The following is a 20,805-nucleotide window of genomic DNA, read 5'->3' as shown; positions in this document are numbered from 1 at the left end:
CCTCCGCCCGTTCACAGCGCTTAACCCAAGGAGCCCAGCCATGTACGACCCCCGTCTGGATAAACTGGCCCGCCTGATCGTCGAGTACTCCCTGGAGACCGAACCCGGTCACGAGGTCATGATCAACGCCTCGCCCCTGGCCGAGGACCTGGTGGGAGCCTGCTGCCGCGCCGTCGTCAAGGTCGGCGCCCACCCTTCCTTCAATATCGGCCTCCCCGGCCTCAACGAGATCCGGATCAACGAATCCTCCGAGGAACAGCTCAAGTACATCAGCCCGGCCGTGCGCACCCGCTTCCAAACCACCGACCGCTTCCTCAACATCCGCGCCGGTTACAACTCCAAGGCCCTGACCAACGTCGATAAGCAGAAGATGCAGATCGCCCAGCGCGCCTCGGCCGAGCTGCTCGAAATCTACCAGAAGCGCGAGGCCGCCGGCGAGCTCTCCTGGAGCCTCTGCCAGTTCCCCACCCACTCCGGCGCCCAGGACGCCGAGATGAGCCTGGCCGAGTACTGGGAGTTCGTCATGGAAGCCTGCAAGCTCAACGAGGAAGACCCCGTCGCCGCCTGGCGCGAGGTCCACGACATCCAGGAGAAGATCTGCGCCTACCTCGGCGAGCACAAGGACTTCCGCGTCACCGCGCCGGGCACCGACCTGAGCTACTGCGCCGCGGGCCGCACCTGGGTCAACTGCGACGGCCGCCATAATATGCCCGACGGCGAGGTCTTCACCGGACCACTCGAAGACTCCGTCAACGGTCACATCACCTACAGCTTCCCCGCCATCCACCTGGGACACGAGGTCCAGAACGTCCGCCTGGAGTTCAAGGACGGCAAGGTCGTCGACGCCGCCGCCGACAAAGGCGAGGAGTTCCTCCACAGCGTACTGGACACCGACGAGGGCGCGCGCTACGTCGGCGAGGTGGCCATCGGCACCAACTACAACATCAAACACTTCAGCAAGAACATGCTCTTCGACGAGAAAATCGGCGGCACCTGCCACGTGGCCCTGGGGCGCTCGATCCCCGATTCCGGCGGCGTCAACAAGAGCGTCATCCACTGGGACATGCTCTGCGACCTCAAAGACGGCGGACGCTACACCGCCGACGGCGAAACCTTCTACGAGAACGGCCGCTTCGTCAAACCAATCAAGTTCTGACGGAGCTGTCCAGCCCCAAGCGAAACACCGAAGCCACCACCGTCAGGGCCCGACAACAAAGAGACGCGCCTGCGCGCGTCAACACCGACCCTTGCCGGGCCGGAACTGGCACGGTTTTTGCATCGCGGCGACGCTTGCAGCGTCGGCAAGCGTCGCCTTTGCAAAAACCGTGCCAGTTCCGGCAAGCCGCCCTCCCCCGGGAGGGCGGCACGCGATAGGATCGTTGCGTTTTTTATGGAGCAGGACGGGGGCTCGATGAGCCCCCGTCTGTACGATAAGTCGCCGGGCTCTAGAACCACTTCTTGCGCTTGAACAGGAACAGCAGGCCGATGACGACGGCCACGGTGACCCCGATGACGACGAAGTAGCTCCCCGGCCAGTTCAGCTCGGGCATGAAGCGGAAGTTCATCCCGTACCAGCCGGTGATCACCGTCACCGGCACGGCCACCGTGGTCACCACGGTGAGGAACTGCATGACCTTGTTCAGCCGGTCGGTCTCCTCCTCCTGCAGAGTGCCGACCAGGCTGATCATCCCCTGGAGGGAGAGCTCGAGGGCCTCGATCGTCGGAACGATGTCGGCGATCTTGCGGGTCAACAGCTCGAGACGCTCATCGAGTTCCAAGTTGTCGTAGATCTCGCGCTGCTGGGGCGTCAAGCTGTCGAGTTGCATGTCCATCGCCTGCTGCAGCGAGCCGACGGCGGCGCGCAGCAGGTTGCAGATGACCTCGTAGGTGGTGATGTCCTCGGAGAGGTGGTTGATCTCCTGACGCACGGCGCTGGCCTCGGTGATCTCGCCGGCGATGATCCGGCGCTTGAGAGAGCGGATCAGCTCGTCGTTGGCCGCGGTACCGTGGAACAGGTTATCAACGGCGTCGGTCAGCGAATGTATGTAACCGTAGGTGGTCAACGCCCGCTCGTAGCGCCGCCAGTGGGGGCTGAACAGCAGGGTGCCGCTGCGGCCCCAGACGAGGAGGGCGTCGTCGTCGAGGCGGGCGGCGCCGTGGATCTCGCCCAGCAGTTGGGCCAGCTCGGCCCGGCTGTCGGCGTAGGCCAACGGGTCGTAATCGACGCCCAGGGGCTCGTCATCGCCCCGACGATAAAGATGGTCGGCCAGCAGAGCGATGTACTTGTCGCGGTCGTTGACCATCCCGCGGTGGATCAGCTCGAGGAAGCGGTTCTGGGCGCTGGTCAGCAGGGAGGTCATCATCAGCGAGGTGTCGTGGACCAGGTCCGCCGTCACCGGGGCGAGGGAATCGAGGGACAGGCGGTCTTCGCAACCGTTGACCGAGGCCAGGTCGGCGCAGTAGAAGGCACGACCGAAGACATCGAGCTTGACGCCGACCCATTCCTCCTGCTCGTCTCCGCCGGTCTCCAGGTAGCCCAGCCGGGCCGAAAAGGCGATCCGGCGACCGCGCTCGCTGTCGCGGATCACCAGCTCCGTCGGCGGCCGGTGGATCTCGAACAGGGTGGAATCGGCGGCGTCGCTGCGTTCCTCGGCCAGGAAAGTGCTGCCCGTCGGGGCATAGCCCGGGCGGATCTTCTGGTGGAAGAGGTCGATGTAGTTGGCGCCGAAGGGCACCCACTCGCCGATGACCAAGGTGACATCGCCGCCGGCGAACAGCAACTCATCGGTTTCGGGAGAGTTATTGGCTTTGAGGCTTTCGTTCAACCTTGTACTCCAGGTGAAGGAGTTCGCAGAAGCGGGCTCGGCTGACATAGGGCACCGCCGGAAAGTCCAAGCAGGGTATCTCCACGCGGCGACGGCACTTGGGGCATACCGTCCAGGCCGCCGTCCGCGAGGTTTTGTATTCCAGCCGGCCGCCGCAGTCGCAGCGCACCAGGGGCGTCAGCTCGTCGCGTTCGTTACCGTCGAGCTTCAACGCCTCCCGCCGGCCCTTTGTGGTCACCCGGAAAGCCGACAGCAGGTCGTGATCCATCCCGGCCAGTTCGAGGCGCTGGATCAGCACCCGGCGCTCCAGCTCGACCAGGTCCTCGATTCCCTCCTGAGAGAGCTGGACGTAGCGGGTGTCGCCGTGCCAGAGGTGCAGCACGGGGGCGGTGTCGTAGGGCAGTAGTCGGGTTTTGCTGGCGACGAAAAAGAGGGTGTGAACGGAGCTCTCCCGCGCGAACCGCTTGGGGCCGTCGGGCTCTTCGGGGCCGATCAACTCGCCCAGTAGCCAGAGTACGCGCCGCAAGCGTAATGTGTTGGGATCCACCGCTCTCCTTTCGCCAATCGCTGATGCAGCTCATTATACCTGCTGAACGGCGCGGGCGACAAGGCGCCGTCTCGTCGGGAAACCCCGAAAAAACGAACTGTGTTCTCTAATGCACAACGTTATCACCGCCGCAACCGGCACGGTTTTTGCATCTCGGCGGCGCTTGGGCGTTCGGCAAGCTCCGCCTCCGCAAAAACCGTGCCGGTTGCGGCGTAGCCCGGTAGCGTATGTGGAGTGTATGGGTGGTTTTTCCGGGGTTTCCCGGCGGCGTGCTATACGCCACGGGCCGGCTCTGGCAGCCGACCCGTGGCACGGTATCAGCGGTTACTGCAGGTGCAGCTCTTCGTCGGCCAGTTTCTCGTTGCCGGGTTCGACCCACATGCCTTCCCAGTCGCCGTCGCCGCCGCCGTAGACGGCCAGGTAGGGACCGGTGACCAGGACGAGGGTGCCTTCGGCCACCAGGCCGACGCCGTCGAAGGGTTCCTGTTCGAGGTAGCCGGTGGTGATCTGCTGCTGATTGTAGATGACCTTGTCGTGGCTTTCCAGGCGGAAGACGCCTTCGTAATAGGTGTCTTCCTGGGGTGGCGGGTTATCGCCGCGGACGTCGAAGACGCCGTCCTGATCGAGTACTTCGAGCTTTGGCGGCTCGGGGAAGTTCTCGCCGTCGCCGACGGCGTTGACGGGGTGGACCTCGTCCTCGCCGTAGACGGCGTAGAAGCCGCTCATGGCGCCGTCGCCGACGCGCATGACCATCACCATCGGGCCGTCGATGGAGCCGATGGCCAGCAGGTCTTCGCCGAAGCCGATGCCGGCGTCCTGCCAGGGGTTGCCGTCGGGGCCGTCGATCGGCTGTAGTTTGCCGTCGACGTTCTCCAGCCATTCGACGAGGAAGTAGCCGGCGTCATGTTTTATGATGCGGATGCTCCAGCCGTCCAGCAGGTAGTGCAGGGCTTCGCCGTCGGCGGCGACGAGTTCGTAGTCCCCCGCGCATTCCAGGTCCTTGTTGACCACGCCACCGCCGCAGCCCGCCAGCAGGGCGGTCAGCAGAGCCAGGGCCAGGGCGCCGATAAGACGCGACTTGTTCATCGGAAACTCCTCAATAGAGACTTGTCAAGGGCTTGTTGTCGAAACGACGATCGGCGGTCCGTCGCTTGGTTCCTTAGCGGATGTCCGCCCCCACACGAGTCCGGCGCAGTGCTGTCAGGCGCGGAACAGGTGGTCGCCCGGCACCGGAGTATTAGCCGCTCGCCGTATCGTACCACAAAACAACAGTTGAATAAACAGCGCTCGGAAGCCTTTTCTGGTTGACGCACCATAAGCTGGATGCTAAAATCAGCTTTGCAGTTATAATGTACACAAACGGTTAAAAACGGTTAAGACGTTCCCAGCCGTTCACCCGGCGGCCGCGGCGTTCAACGGCGCTCGGTGTCGTAGTCCGGGCCGGTCGAGGGTTTGATCGGCGGGCCGCCCGCAGTCTGAACCCGGCCGGGTTGCATTAAACCGGGTTGCATTAAACGACTACTTGCTTATCGGCTCAGCGGCGTCTGCCAGCCGCAACAACAACGTTTTCTTCAACAGTTTTAGCTGGTCGACAGCACTACTCGAAATCGGGTCAGTCAAATCGGGCCAAACGAATCGGGTCAGTCAAATCGGGTCAAACGAATCGGGTCAATCGAATCGAGGAAAAAGGTCAATGAAATCGGTGAAGGAAACAGGTAAAGGAAACAGGTAAAGGAAATAGGTGAAAGAAATGAGTGAAAGAAGCAAATGAAAGAAGTCCGTCAAGAAAGTTAGTCAAAGGTAGTTAGTTAAAGAAGTCAGTGCAGTCCGTTTCCCGGGGACGGCGAACCGTAGCAGTACCACGCCGCAACCCGTGCCGACGCCGACTTTTATTTCCCGTTTCACTCGCTGCCTTGAAAGGGGAAAAAGATGCGTGTTCGTTTGTTAGTCGCCATCATTCTACTCGCCGCCTTGAGCGCTTTCGCCGCCCGAGGCTATGACTCGCCCGATCAGACCATCTTCAGCTACGACACCACCAACTTCCGCATCTGGTGGACCACGGCCGGTCAGCATCAGATAACCGACCCCGTCGACGACGACGGCGATGATGTACCCGACCGCCTGGAGACCCTGGGGGATTACCTGGAGTACTGCCTGGATTCCCTGGTCGGCGACGGTTGGGACGAACCGCTGCGCGACGGTGACTGGTACCCCTCGGGCTATGATTACGGCGGCGACGAGAGAATCGACGTCTACATCCAGGCCGTCGACGTCGCCTACGGCGCCGACTACTACTTCACCGCCCCCGAGCTGACCTACGACGACACCGTCGAGGATGACGCCGCCACCTACATCGGCTTCACCCGCGAGCCCTTCGACGACATCGGCATCATCCGCACCGCCGTCGCCGAAGCCGTCGCCAAGTCAATCTTCTACGGTATCGACTACGATGAAAGCTCCCACTTCGTCGCCAAGTCGGCGACCTGGGTGGCCGAACAGCTCTATCCCAACGTCAACGATTACCAGGAAGGCTCAGTCACCGACTACCTGATCCATCCCGACGAAGCGATGACCTCGGACACCTCCCCGCTGTTCGCGATGTATCTAGACTCCCTGGCCCGGCAAAACGACGCTCTGGGTCAACTGGTCGCCGACGGCGGCTACAGCGACGTCATCCAACTACTCTGGCTGGGCTACGCCAAGCGCACCGCCGCCGAGGACTTGAACTTCAACGCTTTCATCCACGAGTTGTGGGTCGACGCCTTCGGCGGCCCCTACGACCCCGTCACCACGGGTCTGGCCGCCGCCTATACCGAATACGCCCGCTGGAACTGGTTCACCAACCTGCGTTCGGCCCAGCGCGGCGGCAACGGGGACAACAACTTCGGCTACTATTACTACGACGACGACAACCCGGCCGAGGGCGACGACGCCGTCGCCTACCCCGAGGTCAACTACAACGACCCCGTCGACACCCGTGAATGGACGGGCGCCGACATCGCCTCGGGCGTCCAGGTCGATTTCGTCGCCGACTACAACCCGCCCGACGGACTCGGCGCCGTCTACGTCCACGCGCTGGATCTCGGCTCCCTCGACGACGTCGTCTTCGCCTTCAAGGCCTACACCGACAACCCCGAGGCCACCAAGTACTGGGACGGGCTCTACGTCCTGATGGCCGACGAAGATACGGTTCACTCTTCCCAGACCGACGATCCGAGCCAAACGGCCATGGCGGCTTTCGCCGACAAGGGTATCGTCCGTGTCAGCGACGCCTCGACCTACGACAACATCGCCTTCATTCCCCACCTGATCGTCGACGAGGGCGACAACCTGGGCTTCCAATACCGGCTCTGGCAGGACTCCAGCGGCGACACCACCCCGCCGAGCTTCGAGCCCGCCGACGGCGGCGCCCTCTGCCTGGCCCGGGCCCCGGGCTTCAACACCCACTTCGAGTTCATCGCCACGCCCAACGAATACCTCTTCTGCTGCCCGCGCTACGACATCGACTTCACCGACGAAGACGGCGAACTGCACCGCTTCACCGTCAACGGCAACCAGCAGGGCGACGTCTCCTTCGATGAATGGGACGACGGCCTGGCCGTTTACACCGCCCAGTGGGTGCTCCCCACGGGCTTCTACGGTACCGCCGACGTCTCCGTCACCGCCGCCGACCTGGTAGGCAATGTAACCGAGATGAGCTACTCGGGCTTCCTGGCCACCGCCGACATCGACGAGGACGGCGGCGCCGTCGGTGACGAGGACAACGCCGTGTTGGAAATCCCCGCCGACGCCTACACCGGCGGCCGGGTGACCGTGCTGATGCGGCCCGACGTCAGCGGCGGTTTGCTGGAGAGCCGCGCCCTGCGGAACGCGCCGACCTCCGGCGATCACGCCGCCGCCCCGGCGCTGAGCCGCGCCGTCAGTCGCCGCCCCGGCGCGCCCGCCCGCGGTGAAACCGCCGAGACGGGCCGCCTGGGTCTCCACGTCGTCGGTCGGGCCTACGATCTCTCCGGCTCCGGCGTACTGACCGGCAGTGCGACCCTGCGGCTGGCCTACTCCGACCGCGGTGTGGACAACGAGGACCTGCTGGGCCTCTACCGCTTCGACGTTAACAGCGAGCGCTGGAATCGCGTCGCCGCCCAGTTCGACCGCCAGGCCGACGAGGTCTATGCCGCCGTCGACGAGTTCGGACTCTACGCCGTCGGCTACACCGAGTACGTCGAGATCGACGAGATCGGTCACGACCCGCGGCCCGTCTTCGCCCTCGAACAGAACTACCCCAACCCCTACGTCGCCGGCGACCGGACCACCATCGGCTTCTCCCTGGAGCAGAGCGGTACCGTCCGCCTCGACGTTTACGATATCTCCGGTCGACTGGTGACCACCCTGGTCGACGAAACCCTTCCCGCCGGTCGTCACGACATCAGCTGGAACGGCTGCACCACCGCCGGTCGGCTGGCCGAGCCCGGCGTTTACTTCTACAAGCTCGAAACGGAATCCAACAGCGCTACGCGGCGGATGGTTCTGGTCCGCTAGAGGCCATGCATTGAAGGAGGATTTCCCTGTGAAAGGTAAACACCTGTTTGTCGGGATCGCCCTGTTCGTGCTCATCGTTTCCCTGGTGGGATGCGAAGAGCCCACCGTCCCGGTTCCGGCCAGCCCAGAGGAGTACTGCGACGCCGGTTGGCTCGATCTGCAGGACAACGAGTACACCAGCGCCCAGGAGAACTTCAACGAAGCCCTGGCCGTCGATCCCGGTTATCCCAACGGCTGGAACGGCCTCGGCTGGTCCGCCCTCTCCCGTGACGACCTTGACGGTGCCTTCGTCAACTTCGCCTATGGCAAGCAAACCGTCGGCGATCCGCTGGACCAGGATTCGACGGCATACCGCAACCTGTTCTTCCGTTTCTACATGGACGCCTTCGTCGGCGCCGCGATGACCAACTACCTGGCCCAGGACTACTCGATGGCCATCCTCGACTTCGAGCAGGCCATCGACTACGATACCGACTCCGAGAACGGTGACGCCCCCTTCGACTGGAACTACTTCAACTGGTACATGAAGGACGGCGACACCTACACCCTGGCCACCTGGCACGCCCGCCTGTTCTGCGCCCTGGCCTACATCAAGGACTCCACCCTCGCCGATGACGACGCCCTGGACGGCGCCGAAGAGCACATCAACGCCTGCCGGGTCCGTAACGGCGAAAGCGGTGACTTCAACGCCGGCGACCGCGCCGACGTCAACGACGAAGTCAACCGGCTGCTCAACATGGATCCGCCGGCTCCGGATATGCTCGACTACCCGGGCGACTACCCCTACTAGACCGCCGGGTTGTCGTAACGATCGAGGGAGACCCGACCCGGGTCTCCCTCTCTTCAAGATGGTTATCAACTGCCGCTCGGCTCGGAGCAGGGTTAAGAAACCGCAGGTGCCGCAACGACCTTACCGTGTGACGACGGGAACGCTTGCTCGTCGGGCGGGAGCGCCGTCGTAGTGAACTCGCCGCCTTGAACCGCCGCTCAGTCGATAGAAGATGTCCCTCATGACGATCAGCAACGACGCTTCCCCCGTTCCTCACGGACGGCGCGACGGCGCGACGGCCCTGACCGCCGGTCTGCTGGCCGTCGCGGTTTACATTCTGGCCACACCCACCGGTTTCGCGCTGGGCGACGGTCCGGAGCTGGCGGCGGCGGCCCGGATGTTGGGAACGGCCCATCCGCCGGGCTATCCGCTGTATCTGCAGCTGGGTCGTCTGGCGGGCGCCGTCGTGGGGGACGGTCTGGTGGGTCTGCGCTGGCTGAGCCTGTTGAGCGTCGGAGCTGCGACGGTGCTGTTTTATCTGACACTGCGGCGCTTCAGCGAACGCCCCGCCGTGGCCTTCGGCGGCGCCTTGGCCCTGGCGGGTTCACGCCTGTTCATCCAGCACGCCGCGCGGGCGGAGGTCTACGGTCCGGCGCTGCTGGGGCTGGCCGCCCTGCTGTGGGCCTTGTCGCGCTGTCTGCTGGACGAGGTGGATCAGACCCGGCCGCTGACCCTGGCCCTGGTCTTCGCCCTGGCCCTGGGGCACCAGTTGACCCTGGCGGCCTTCGCGCCCCTGGTGCTTTACGCCGTGGTGCGCTTCGCCCGGACAGCGCACCCGCCGCTGCGCTTCTACGCCCTGTGGCTGACGGCCTTCCTGTTGGGGCTGTCCGTCTTCCTCTACCTGCCGCTGCGGAGTTCGACCGCCCCAGCCCTGGCATGGTTCCGGCCCGACAGCCTGCCCAACCTGCTGCACGTCGTCGGCGGGGGGAGCTACGGCGATTTCTGGGGCGTCGGCGGCGGGCAGTACTGGCACAACGCCGCCCGGCTGGGTCGTTACCTGCTGGAGCAGTGGCCTGCGTACCTGATCGTGACCGCCGTCGGCGGGGCGGTCGTAGCCTGGCGACGGGAGCGGCTGTTGAGCTGCGGCCTGCTGCTGGTCGTCCTGCTGGACTTCACCTGGGCCGCCGGCTACGCCGCTTACGACCTCGAGGTCTTCCTGCTGCCCGCCGGCGCCCTGCTGCTGTTCCTGGCCGTCCTGGCCCTCGGTCGGGGGCTGGAATGGCTGCTCGACCGGCTGGAGAAGAAACGAGCGCTACCCTGGAGCCACGTCCTCGCCGCCGCCCCCGGTCTGGCCCTGCTGGTCGGCGGCGCGTTGCTCTACGGTCCAGCGCATCAGGATATCGTTCGGCCACACGGCGACAACCTGCTGCGTGCCGTCCCGGCTGACGGCGCGGCCTTCTTCAACGGCGACCTGGCTTTCCCGCTGTTGGAGGCGCATTTCGTGCGCGACCGGCGCCCCGACATTGGCGTCGCCGACGAGGGCGGCTTCATCCTGCACCCCGTCCGTCGGCGTCAACTGGAGGAGCGCCTGCGCAGCGGCGCCGCGATCTATTTCGCCGATCCACCCACCGGATTACCGGCGCCCCCCGTCGAGCGCTTCGGCTACGGCTATCTCTATCCGGCAACCCCGGCTGAGGTTACCCCGTATCTGACACGGGTGACCGGTGAGGGCTACCTGGCCGCCGAGGTTGAAGTACGCTACCTGCTGGCCCGCCTGGAGAGCGCTCCGCGGCGGCTGGACGGGGAGCTCGAAGCGCGTCTGCTGGAACGCGCCGTCGCCGCTGCCGATCTATCACCCCACGCCCATCTGGCCCTGGGATTGTATCTGCTCGAACGTGACCCCGCCGCCGCCGAGGCGCGCTTCCGCCGGGCCGTCGAGCTGGATCCCTGGTGGCCCAGCGCCCGTTTTGATCTGGCCCTGGCCCTGATCCAACAGGACCGGCGCCGCGAGGCCGCCGCCGAACTGAGTACCGCCCTCGAGGGCTTCGGCGAGGCCGAGGTCCGGGCCCGGGCCGCCCGGTTGCTCAGCGAACTAAGCGGCGGCTGAATCCGACCTCTACAGCGCCGAGAACGGATGTTATAATCAGCCGTCGCCGTTCATCCAGGAGGTTCCACAATATATGTGCGGCATCGTCGGCTACGTCGGCCCCAAGGACGCCCAGTCCGTTCTGATGGTGGGCCTGGAGAAGCTCGAGTATCGGGGTTATGATTCCGCCGGGATCGCCACCATTCACCAGGGCGAGCTCGGGGTACGCAAGCGCGTCGGTAAGCTGCGCCAGCTTTCCGACCGCCTGGCCAACCTGCCGCTGTCGGGCACCATCGGTATCGGCCACACCCGCTGGGCCACCCACGGCGAACCTTCGGACCTCAACGCCCACCCCCATACCGACGGTGGCGAACACCTGGCCATCGTCCACAACGGAGTCATCGAGAACTACCTCCAACTGCGCGACGAGCTGGAAACGGGCGGACACATCTTCAAGAGCGACACCGACTCCGAGGTCATCGCCCACCTGCTGGCCGACTACCTGGCCGACGGCCTGGCGCCGATCCGGGCCTTGCTGGCCACCTACAACCGCCTCGAGGGCTACTTCGCCCTGGCGGTCATCAGCGAACGCTTCCCCGAAACCATCTACGCCATCCGTCAGGGACCGCCATTGGTCATCGGGCTGGGGAAGGACGAGAACTTCCTCGCCTCGGACACCAACGCCCTGCTGCGCTTCACCAAGCGCGTGGTCTTCGTCGAGGACGGCCAAGTGGTCAAGCTGACCCGGGGAGCCGTCGAGATCGTCGATCACGAGGGTGAGCCGGTCGAGTTCACCGAGCGGCGGATCAAGCTCGGCGAGCAGGACATGGACAAGGGCGACTACCCCCACTTCATGCTCAAGGAGATCCACGAGCAGCCCGACATCATCGAGAACGTCTGCCTGAGCCGCCTCGCCAATCACCGGGACATCGCCTTCAGCAACCTCCACCTGAGCCGTCAGCAGCTCAACAGCGTCGCCCGGGTGGTCATCCAGGCTGCGGGCACCAGTTGGCACGCCGGTCTGGTGGGCAAGTACCTGCTCGAACAGTTCGTCCGTCTCCACGTCGAGGTCGACGTCTCCAGCGAGTTCCGCTACCGCAACCCCGTCCTCGGCGGCGACACCCTGGTGATGGCCATCAGCCAGTCCGGCGAGACCGCCGACACCCTGGCCGGCATCCGGGAGGCCAAGAGCAAGTTCATCAAGGTCCTCTCCCTGGTCAACGTCGAGGGCTCGACCATCGATCGTGAGTCCGACGCCGTCGTCCATCTTTACGCCGGGCCGGAGATCGGCGTGGCCTCGACCAAGGCCTATACCGCCGAGCTGGTGGCCCTGATCCTGCTGGCCATGCTCTGGGGTCGGCTCAAATACGCCATCGACGATGAAACCGTCCGTGAGGTGCTCACCGAGCTGGAGCGGGTGCCCGAGCTGATCCGCCGGACCCTGGAGCTCGACGGACAGATCCGCCGGCTGGCCAAGGAGTTCTTCCAGGCCAAGGACTTCTTCTTCATCGGCCGGGGCTACAACTATCCCACCGCCCTCGAGGGCGCCCTCAAGCTCAAGGAAATCTCCTACATCCACGCCACCGGCTACCCCGCCGGTGAGCTCAAGCACGGACCCCTGGCCCTGATCGAGGCCGACACCCCCGTGGTCGCCCTGACCACCCAGGGACCGACCTACCAGAAGACGATGAGCAACGTCGCCGAGGTCCGCGCCCGGGGCGGTCGGATCATCTGCGTGGCCACCGAAGGCGACGACGAGGTCGCCAAGGTCGCCGACCACGTTATCCATATCCCGCCGGTGCGCGAAGAGCTCTCGCCCCTGGTGACAGTGATCCCGCTCCAACTGCTGAGCTACCACATCGCCGTGCTGCGCGGCTGCGACGTCGACCGCCCGCGCAACCTGGCCAAGAGCGTCACCGTGGAGTAACCGGCCGGCGACGGCAGCAAACCGACCCGTTCCCGGCCGTCCCACCGACCCCGTGACGCTCAGCCGCCGCATCAGCAAACCGGAGGGGCCGCCCCGAGGCCAACCCCGGTTTTGCGTTATCTCCAACCGCCCTCACCTCCGAACAATCACCCCGCCCACGATGACCGACACCCTCCCCCAGCATACGGAAAAGGCCGTCTTCTACCGCGGACGCCCGCCCCGACAGTGCGTCCTGGTGGCCGTCGCCCTCGCCGGGATGATCTTCCTCGGCGGCCTGACCACCAAGGAGATGGCCGGCGTACCGGCCTACACCAGTCTGGCCGCGGCGATGGCCTGTTTATCCGTTCTGTTTCTGCCCCTGCCCTGGGCCCTCAGCGCCACCACCGTCGGTCTGGCTCTCGGGCTCCTCGGCACCTCCCTCTACCCGCCCGAACACGCCGGGTTGGACCTCCTCTTCTCACCCGCCGGCGGATACTACCTGGCGCCCCTGGTGATGGCCGCCGTCGCCGGGGCCGTTCTCCAACACGCCGACTGGGAGGTCGAACCCTCCGCCCGGCGCTGGCTGGTCGGCCTGATCCTCGGCCTGGCCGCCGCCGAACTGCTGGGCACTATCTGGCTCTGGTCCTTCAGCGAGCTTCCTCTGGAACGGATCCTCGTCCAGGGCACCCTCTGGCAGACCCTCAGCCACCTCTTCCAGGGCCTGATCGCCTTCTCCGTCTTCTACTTCGTCCGCAACGAGCGCCGCAAACAACGCCGCTGGCACGAGCTGATCGCCCAGCACCAACGACGACTGAGCCAGCACGACGGTTACTTCGACGACCTCGACGCCGGACGGGCCAAGCCCCCCGTCGTCGACGACCAGGAACTCGACGAGGCGGAGGTCCAACGACAGCGCGAGCGGCTGCGCAAGCGTGAAGAGGACGACCTGCCGCCTTGGGTCAGGCTGCGCTAGCCGAAACACCCGCGGCGGAAGACCTTTGAAACAACCCGCCCGGCGGCGACTGAACGCCGCCGGACGCCGGAACTGGCACGGTTTTTGCGGAGGCGCCGCTTGCCGCAGGACCAAGCGGCAAGCGGCGCCGATAAAGCAAAAACCGTGCCAGTTCCGGCGCGCTTGGTCGGTGGTCTGATGCCGAGTCGTCCGGGTGCTGATCAAAGGTCTTCCGCCGACCGTTCTAGATAGAACGTCGTAGCAGAAGGGGACCCATTGGGTCCCGTTTTAGTATTTTGTACAGTGCTGTTTCAGCGAGATCGTGTTTTTTCGCGGCGCCGCTCGGCCCACCAGCGACCGAGGGCGCAGCCGACGCAGGCTCCGCCGGCGTCGGCCAGGGCGTCGAAAGCGGAGGCGTCGCGGCCGGGGACGCTTCCCTGGTGCAGCTCATCGACAACGGCGTAGGCGACGACGAGGGCGACGGCCAGCCAGGTGCTCCAGGAGTGGTGGCGCACCCCGAGGGCCGTCTGGGCGCTCAGGCCGAGGAGGCTGTAGGCCAGGGCGTGCTGCAGCTTATCCAGACCTCGGAGCAGGGGCGGCGGCTGGGGCAGGGAACTCTGGGAGGAGAGCAGCCACAGTCCGGCCAAGCCAGCGAGGAAGACGGCGGCGGAAGCCAGGCGCCAGCCCGCTCCGGGCCAGGTTCTAGTAACCGAAGCTGGTGCCGAATTCGACAATCTCGTTCTCGACGATGGTCAGGATGGTCAGCGGTTTGTGGGCCTCGCCGTCGGCGTCGATGGAAGTGGGTCCGATGATGCCGGGGTAGTCGCGGACCTCGTGGAGGGCGGCGGTGACCTCGGTCCGGGTGCGGGCGCCGCCTGCGATTACCCTGGCCAGGATGCCGAAGGTGTCGTAGGCGTGGGCGCCGAGGAAGCCGGGATCGAGCCCCAACCGGCTGCGGAAACCGGCGATGAAGGACTGGACGTCGGCATCTCTGGAGCGCAGGTAGAGGGCGTCGCAGAAGATGGCGCCCTCGACGTAGCGCATCCCCATCCGGGTGACGGATTCGGCGTTCCAGCCGTTGCCGCCGATGAGTTCGGCGACGATACCGAGGAAGACGATCTGGCTGGCCAGCTCGGTCAGTTGGGGTTGATGACCGGGAATGAAGACGGCGTCCAGGCCCTGGCGGCGGAAGGCCTTGCACTGCTCGACGTAGCTTTTGGCTTCGAGGGGGTAGCTCTCCTGGACGATGATCTCGATGTCGTAATCCGGGGCGACCTCGACGAAGGTCGAGCGCATCCCCTCGCCGTAGGCGGTGTCTTCGTAGAGGATGCCGAAACGGCCGAGGCCGAGCCGCTCGCTGCAGAATTCGGCCAGGGTCTCGCACTGGTTGAGGTAGGTCAGGGCGTTGCGGAAGGCGTAATCCGAGCGGGCGGCCAGTCCGGGATCGGTGGCCGCCGGGGTGAACAGGGGCAGGTCGTAGCTTTCGGCCAGCTCTAGACAACCGGTGAAGGCCGTCGAGGACAGCGGGCCGATGACGGCGACGGCCTGGGACTCCTCGGCCAGGCTGCGCAGGGCCTGGCGGGCGCCCTCGACGGTGCCCCGGCTGTCGGCGACGACGACCTCGATGGGTTGGGGGTGACCGGCGTTGTAGCGGGCGGCGGCCAGCTCGACGGCGGTCCGGACCTCGTTGCCGTAGGATTGCCAGTCGCCGGAGAGGGGCACCAGGCAACCGACGACCTTGGGCCGCTTCTCGAGGGCTGCCAAAACCTCGGTTAGCAGTGCCCGGCCCTCGGCGCGGTAGCGCGTCTCGAGGGGGTGCTCCTCGAGGCGGCGCAGGTAGAGGGCGGCGCTCTCCAGGTCGCCGTTTTCGTAGGCCTCTGCGCCCAGGGTGAAGAACAGGTAGGCGCCCAGATAGCTGGTGGAGAACTCGTCCAGCAGAGTGCGCTTCTCCTGGGTGGTCAACACGGCGAAGTGTTCCTCGAAGCTCTCCAGGGCGACGTCGAAGAAGCGGCCGTCGGGATCGGCGGCCAGCAGCCCCAGGCTCTGGGCGGCCTCGAAATACTTGCCCTGCTCGCTGAGGGCGCGGGCGTAGAGCAGCCGCGCGTCGTCTTCGAGTTCGTGATCGGGGCAGTCCTTGAGGAAGCGGGCGAAGTGCCCGGCCGCCTCACGGTAGCGGCCCAGTTGGAACTCGGAGTAGGCCAACCGGTAGAGGGCCAGGGGAAAGATCCGTGTCTCCGGGTAGGCCTGGACCACGGCGCCGAAGCCGCTGAGGGCGCCTTCATAGTCGCCGGCTTGGTAGGCGGCGTTGGCGCGCTCGAAGTGCTCGCGGGCGCGCTCGGGGACGTCGCCGTTGTCGGTGGGTTGGCAGGCCGGCAGCACCAGGGCCGCCAGGCTGATCGCCGTCAGGAAAACCATGATACGGAAGCGCAAGGCTGTCCTCCCAGAGAACCGTGCCGGTTCTGGATCTACGTTAATGTCGATCGACGGGCTACGGTATTTTCGCTCCAGTTTAAGGACTGCGATTATACCTTGAGCCCGCCGCGCTGGTCAAAGCGGTGGTTAGCAACACCGCTCGGCTGTGCTACAATCGGGTTGTCGGTGAAGCCATGACCAGTGTTCGGGGAGGAGCCATGCGCCGTTTGACGCTTAGTTTGATCTGCCTGGTCTGTCTGACCACGGCCGCCTTCGCCGCCGACGAGCTGCTACCCGCCGCCCGGGTGGATTCATCCGTCGCCGCTGTGCACACGGAGCGGGGCAGCTTCTACATCCTGCTCCATGACGAGGTCAACCCGGCCACCGTGGCCAATTTCATCAATCTGGCCGAGAAGGACTTCTACGACGGCATCGGCTTCCACCGTGTTGTGCCCGGCCACGTCATCCAGGCCGGCTGCCCGCTGTGGGACACGGAGATGGCCGGCACCGGCGGTCCCGGCTACACCATCGAGTTCGAGAGCGCCGACTTGTCCCACCTCGAGGGCGCCGTGGGCATGGCCCGGGCGCCGCAGCCCGACTCCGCCGGCAGCCAGTTCTACGTCTGTCTGGCACCGCGCTTTCATCTCGACGGCGACTACGTCGTCTTCGGCAGCGTCGTCGCCGGGATGGAGGTCGTTCACGCCGTCGAGGCCGGAACGATCATCGAGGATGTCGAGCTGCTGAGCTGGACCGAGTTCAAAGAACGGGCCCAGAACCGCGAGGTCGAGGATCCCCTGGGCATTCGCCCGTTGCGGGCTGATGAGTGAACCATAGTCTGATTACCGCAGATAGAGGGTCGTCGCTGCGCCAGCCCGGCGTCGGCGTCCGGCCTTGGAGTGAGTCGCAGTGGACGGAAACGTCAGTCGCACCCGTGGTCCGAGCGGTGCGCCGGGAGCGACTCTGCCGGAGTAGAGCTAACGCCCTCCCGCCGCAGCAGCGCCCCGAGCTTTGATCGTCATTTGCTGATAGACATTGTCCAATCCCGACCAGGTGGTTAGCCGATGAAGACCCTCCCCTTGTTCACCCTGGCCGTGCTGGCCGTAGCGGCCGTCCTGACCGCCGGCTGCAGTGAGGAAGCCGCCGAGATAAGCGCTGAGACGGGCGCCGCGAGCGCCGAGTGCCTCGTTCCCCCCGCCGCCGCCGAAACCCCGGTGGCCCGCCTGGTCACCGAGCGCGGCGACATTCACCTGCTGCTCCACGAGGCCGTCAACCCGGAAACCGTCGGCAATTTCATCGAGCTGGCCGAGGACGATTTCTACGACGGCATCGGCTTCCACCGCGTCGAGCCCGGCGGCGTGATCCAGGCCGGCTGCCCCCAGTGGAACACGGAGCAGGCCGGCACCGGCGGTCCCGGCTACACCATCGACTTCGAGAACGCGACGCTGCCCCACCTGGAGGGTGCTGTGGGCATGGCCCGGGCCCGGGAACCCGACTCCGCCGGCAGCCAGTTCTATATCTGCCTGGCTCCGCTGCCCGGACTGGACGGCGACTACGTCGTTTTCGGCCAGGTTGTGGCCGGGATGGAGGTCTGCTTCGCCATCCGCCCCAACACCCTGATCGAAGACGTCGAGTTGCTGACCTACGGCGAGTTCCTCGAGCGGGCCGGCAGCGGTCGCCTCTCCACCCGACCGGTCCAGCCGCCGCTGACGGCGCCGGAGATCGACCTCGGCGGCTAAGCGGGGAAAAACTCCCCAACCTATTTTGCTCGCCTTCCACAACAGCATGATGTTAGGCAACTTATGTCGAGCGTAATCGCTTGACATATTTTTCACAATCAGCTACCATAACCTCGGTGGCGCCGCGGCCCACACCAACACGACCCGGCCCCGGCTGAGCCCCCGAGACAAACCCCGGCCCCGTCTACAGGAGGACCGATGGCCGAAGAATACAGTGCACTACGGCAGGCGCAGCGCGAGTTCGACAAGGTCGCCGAGATGATGCAGCTCGACCAAAGCTATCGCAACGTGCTGCGTGAGCCCGTCCGCACCCTCTCCGTCAACGTGCCCGTCCGTATGGACGACGGCACGATCAGAACCTTCAAGGGTTACCGCTGCCAGCACAACACCGCCTGCGGACCCGCCAAGGGCGGTATCCGCTACTCCCTCGACGTCACCCTGGACGAGGTCCAGGCCCTGGCCACCTGGATGACCTGGAAATGCTCCCTGGCCGGCATCCCCTACGGCGGCGGCAAGGGCGGCATCCACGTCGACGTCCACCAGCTCTCCGCCGGCGAGCTCGAACGCCTCTCCCGGCGCTTCTTCTCCGAGATCCAGCCCCTGATCGGACCCGAGAAGGACATCCCCGCCCCCGACATGAACACCGACGGCCAGATCATGAGCTGGTTCATGGACACCTACTCGATGAACGTCGGCAAGACCACCCTGGGCGTGGTCACCGGCAAGCCCCTCTCCCTGGGCGGCTCCGAGGGCCGCACCGCCGCCACCGGCCGCGGCGTCTTCGTCGCCGCCATGAACGCGATGAAGAAGCAGGGCCTCGAGCCCCGGGGCGCCCGCATCGCCATTCAGGGCTTCGGCAACGTCGGCTACTGGGCCGCCCGCCTGTTCCATGAGGTCGGCTGCACCGTCGTCGGCCTGTCCGACTACTACGGCGGCATCTACAACCCCAGGGGCCTCGATCCGACCAAGGGCAAGGAACGGGCGATGAACCCCGAAGAGAGCGTCTGCAACATGCTCGAGGGCGACAAGATCACCAACGAGGAGCTGCTGACCCTCGACTGCGACGTGCTCTGCCCCTGCGCCCTGCAGAATCAACTGACCGAGTCCATCGCCCCCCGCGTCAAGGCCAAGCTGGTCTCCGAGGGCGCCAACGGCCCCACCACCCCCGAGGCCGACCAGATCCTCTACGACAACGGCGTCATCGTCATCCCCGACTTCCTCGCCAACGCCGGCGGCGTCATCGTCAGCTACTTCGAGTGGGTCCAGGGCCTGCAGTTCTTCTTCTGGGACGAGAAAGAAGTCAACGCCAAGCTCGACAGCATCATGGACCGCAACCTGGACCGCGTCTGGGCCCTGGCCGAGGAGAAGAGCATCTGCCTGCGCGACGCCGCCTACTGGTTCGCCATCCAGCGCGTCGCCCGGGCGACCGAACTGCGGGGCATCTATCCCTAGACATTACCAAGAGTGCATCTTAGTCGAAGCGGGGACCACCCGGTCCCCGCTTTTCTATTATGAATATGACGGGCGTCCTTGCCGGGGCGGCCGTTTTGTGCTAGTTTAATTTTAACGTTCACAAGCCAAAACCCCAACCAAGGAGGCGAGATGAAGTGAACCGCAGCCCTAACGGCCCTGCTGGCCGTACTTCTCGTAACGACAAGTGTAAGCGCCGCCGCCATCGAATTACATCCTGGGCGAGGCCGCCTACCGCGGTTATTACGATCCGACCAATCCCGACGACCATGAACCCCACCTGAGACGCGACCTTGATCCGCCGATCCAGTACTGCTACTACCTGGTTGTAACCCCCGACGATGATCCCTACATCGAAGTGGGCGAGGCGATCCCCATCGCCTGGGCCAAGACGGTCAACACCACGGTCCAGCCGATTCACTGGTGGAACTGGAACAACGACTTATCTAGATATGAACTGGATGATCAGGCTCCCAGTTTGTACGGTATGGTTTTCAACAACTTCCCCCATCCCCAGGGTAAAACCCAGGGTCCCGAGTATGAACCCGACTACTGGCCCGGTGATCCGAACGACGGTTGCCACTGGGACTGGTACAAGCACAGCGCTTGGCCGGAGGTCTTCCCGGATGGGTATCCGGATTACGGCCACGCTGAGATGGTCCTCGAGATGAAGATCGACGACTGGGGCACCTGGGACGAAATGTGGGCCGAGCACATCCAAAACCAATCGCGCTGGGTCCAGTGAGGTGATGACGATGAAACGGCTGATCGTGTTTCTCCTGGCGCTGGTCGTCGGCGCCCACGCCCTGTCGGCGGTGTTGCTGGTCAACGGCTTCAACTACTTCGACGACCTGTACGGCTACCTGCTCGATGATCCGCGCTTCGACACCGTCTACCGTATCTCAATCCAGGACACCCTGCCACCGCTGTCTGTGCTCCAGCTCTACGACTGCGCGCTGAACGACGGTTTCCATTCGATCTGCGACCCCGTGGCCTTCGGTGATCTGCTGGCCGATTATGTCGACGGAGGCGGGAAAGTGCTCAGCATCTATTATTCGCTGAAAGGCCCCTTCGCTAATGCGCCAACAGGACGTTGGTGGGATGACCAGTACAGCCCATATGGTTGTACATCTGGTGAACATCTTCATGGCTACCAAGATCTGATTATCGACAATCCAGGCCACACAATCTTCGATGGCGTGGACGGTGTAGGTAACGTTTACGGTCGGGTGCAAACGGAGCTGCGCCCCGGGGCCGTCGAGTTGGCCCACTTCACCGACGCCGGCGGCGTGGCCCTCAACGCCGACGAGAGCGTCTGTGGCATCAACTACAGCTCCAGCGATGACCACTTCTGGACCGGCGACGGCTTCCGGCTGATCGCCAACGCCGCCTGCCACCTGGCGGACTACGTCGACATCCAACCGACGAGCTGGGGACAAATCAAGGCCCTGGGCGACTAACGGCTTCGAGTCGTTATCGTGCGGTAAAACGTTTATTCGAGGCGGCCCCGGGTGGGATGAAAAAACTCCGCCCCTGCAGGGGCGGGTCTACAGCGTCGAGATATCC

Annotated in this window: 16 protein-coding genes; 11 read left to right on the top strand and 5 right to left on the bottom strand. The window is 64.9% G+C overall.

Annotated features, from left to right (window positions below; genetic code table 11):
• Positions 1–40 precede the first annotated feature (40 nt).
• Entirely contained in the window at positions 41–1,156 is a 1,116-nt protein-coding gene (locus GF399_11025; protein ID MBD3400844.1) for an aminopeptidase, read from the top strand.
• 289 nt (positions 1,157–1,445) lie between these two features.
• On the opposite strand, the gene GF399_11020 is transcribed toward GF399_11025, so the two are convergent.
• From GF399_11020 to GF399_11010, 3 genes are all read right to left on the bottom strand, one after another.
• Positions 1,446–2,825, bottom strand: coding sequence for a hypothetical protein (locus tag GF399_11020; GenBank protein ID MBD3400843.1), 1,380 nt, complete (start codon positions 2,823–2,825; stop codon positions 1,446–1,448).
• A complete protein-coding gene (locus GF399_11015) occupies positions 2,800–3,372 on the bottom strand; it encodes a hypothetical protein (protein ID MBD3400842.1) in 573 nt (190 codons plus the stop codon). The genes GF399_11020 and GF399_11015 overlap by 26 nt, the downstream gene beginning before the upstream one ends.
• A gap of 324 nt (positions 3,373–3,696) precedes the next feature.
• A complete protein-coding gene (locus GF399_11010; protein MBD3400841.1) occupies positions 3,697–4,458 on the bottom strand; it encodes a hypothetical protein in 762 nt (253 codons plus the stop codon).
• Between the two features lie 843 nt (positions 4,459–5,301).
• Between GF399_11010 and GF399_11005 the strand changes: the two genes are divergently transcribed.
• The 5 genes from GF399_11005 to GF399_10985 all read left to right on the top strand — a co-directional run bounded on the left by GF399_11005 (position 5,302) and on the right by GF399_10985 (position 13,642).
• Entirely contained in the window at positions 5,302–7,908 is a 2,607-nt protein-coding gene (locus tag GF399_11005; protein ID MBD3400840.1) for a T9SS type A sorting domain-containing protein, read from the top strand.
• A gap of 28 nt (positions 7,909–7,936) precedes the next feature.
• On the top strand, positions 7,937–8,698 hold the full coding sequence (locus tag GF399_11000) for a hypothetical protein (protein ID MBD3400839.1): 762 nt from the start codon (positions 7,937–7,939) through the stop codon (positions 8,696–8,698).
• A 211-nt stretch (positions 8,699–8,909) separates the two neighbouring features.
• Positions 8,910–10,784: a DUF2723 domain-containing protein gene (locus GF399_10995; protein MBD3400838.1), complete on the top strand. Its 1,875-nt coding sequence runs from the start codon at positions 8,910–8,912 to the stop codon at positions 10,782–10,784.
• A gap of 73 nt (positions 10,785–10,857) precedes the next feature.
• The gene (gene glmS, locus GF399_10990) at positions 10,858–12,690 is read left to right on the top strand and encodes a glutamine--fructose-6-phosphate transaminase (isomerizing) (GenBank protein ID MBD3400837.1); all 1,833 of its coding nucleotides are present in this window, start codon (positions 10,858–10,860) and stop codon (positions 12,688–12,690) included.
• A 160-nt stretch (positions 12,691–12,850) separates the two neighbouring features.
• Positions 12,851–13,642, top strand: a complete 792-nt coding sequence (locus GF399_10985) for a hypothetical protein (GenBank protein ID MBD3400836.1) — start codon at positions 12,851–12,853, stop codon at positions 13,640–13,642.
• 290 nt (positions 13,643–13,932) lie between these two features.
• On the opposite strand, the gene GF399_10980 is transcribed toward GF399_10985, so the two are convergent.
• A complete protein-coding gene (locus tag GF399_10980; protein MBD3400835.1) occupies positions 13,933–14,355 on the bottom strand; it encodes a hypothetical protein in 423 nt (140 codons plus the stop codon).
• Complete coding sequence (locus GF399_10975) at positions 14,324–16,051, bottom strand: ABC transporter substrate-binding protein (GenBank protein ID MBD3400834.1); 1,728 nt, start codon at positions 16,049–16,051, stop codon at positions 14,324–14,326. The genes GF399_10980 and GF399_10975 overlap by 32 nt, the downstream gene beginning before the upstream one ends.
• Before the next feature lie 200 nt (positions 16,052–16,251).
• Between GF399_10975 and GF399_10970 the strand changes: the two genes are divergently transcribed.
• The 5 genes from GF399_10970 (at position 16,252) to GF399_10950 (ending at position 20,699) form a co-directional block, all read left to right on the top strand.
• The gene (locus GF399_10970) at positions 16,252–16,860 is read left to right on the top strand and encodes a peptidylprolyl isomerase (protein MBD3400833.1); all 609 of its coding nucleotides are present in this window, start codon (positions 16,252–16,254) and stop codon (positions 16,858–16,860) included.
• Positions 16,861–17,094: 234 nt separating this feature from the next.
• Complete coding sequence (locus GF399_10965; GenBank protein MBD3400832.1) at positions 17,095–17,769, top strand: peptidylprolyl isomerase; 675 nt, start codon at positions 17,095–17,097, stop codon at positions 17,767–17,769.
• A 198-nt stretch (positions 17,770–17,967) separates the two neighbouring features.
• Positions 17,968–19,221, top strand: coding sequence for a glutamate dehydrogenase (locus GF399_10960; GenBank protein ID MBD3400831.1), 1,254 nt, complete (start codon positions 17,968–17,970; stop codon positions 19,219–19,221).
• Positions 19,222–19,597: 376 nt separating this feature from the next.
• Positions 19,598–19,984: a hypothetical protein gene (locus GF399_10955; GenBank protein MBD3400830.1), complete on the top strand. Its 387-nt coding sequence runs from the start codon at positions 19,598–19,600 to the stop codon at positions 19,982–19,984.
• A 10-nt stretch (positions 19,985–19,994) separates the two neighbouring features.
• Positions 19,995–20,699 (top strand): hypothetical protein, encoded by a 705-nt coding sequence (locus GF399_10950; GenBank protein MBD3400829.1) that lies wholly within the window; start codon positions 19,995–19,997, stop codon positions 20,697–20,699.
• The last annotated feature ends 106 nt before the right edge of the window (positions 20,700–20,805 follow it).

Source organism: Candidatus Coatesbacteria bacterium, assembly GCA_014728225.1.
Taxonomy (GTDB): Bacteria; RBG-13-66-14; RBG-13-66-14; order RBG-13-66-14; family RBG-13-66-14; genus WJLX01.
This window is presented reverse-complemented; position numbering and strand designations above follow the sequence as displayed.

Bases quoted from the DNA above. Each gene is read 5' to 3' on its own strand.
- glmS (MBD3400837.1), top strand. From the start codon at position 10,858: ATGTGCGGCATCGTCGGCTACGTCGGCCCCAAGGACGCCCAGTCCGTT.
- GF399_10995 (MBD3400838.1), top strand. From the start codon at position 8,910: ATGTCCCTCATGACGATCAGCAACGACGCTTCCCCCGTTCCTCACGGA.
- GF399_10960 (MBD3400831.1), top strand. From the start codon at position 17,968: ATGGCCGAAGAATACAGTGCACTACGGCAGGCGCAGCGCGAGTTCGAC.
- GF399_11010 (MBD3400841.1), bottom strand. From the start codon at position 4,458: ATGAACAAGTCGCGTCTTATCGGCGCCCTGGCCCTGGCTCTGCTGACC.
- GF399_10970 (MBD3400833.1), top strand. From the start codon at position 16,252: ATGCGCCGTTTGACGCTTAGTTTGATCTGCCTGGTCTGTCTGACCACG.
- GF399_10985 (MBD3400836.1), top strand. From the start codon at position 12,851: ATGACCGACACCCTCCCCCAGCATACGGAAAAGGCCGTCTTCTACCGC.
- GF399_11025 (MBD3400844.1), top strand. From the start codon at position 41: ATGTACGACCCCCGTCTGGATAAACTGGCCCGCCTGATCGTCGAGTAC.
- GF399_10965 (MBD3400832.1), top strand. From the start codon at position 17,095: ATGAAGACCCTCCCCTTGTTCACCCTGGCCGTGCTGGCCGTAGCGGCC.
- GF399_11005 (MBD3400840.1), top strand. From the start codon at position 5,302: ATGCGTGTTCGTTTGTTAGTCGCCATCATTCTACTCGCCGCCTTGAGC.
- GF399_10950 (MBD3400829.1), top strand. From the start codon at position 19,995: ATGAAACGGCTGATCGTGTTTCTCCTGGCGCTGGTCGTCGGCGCCCAC.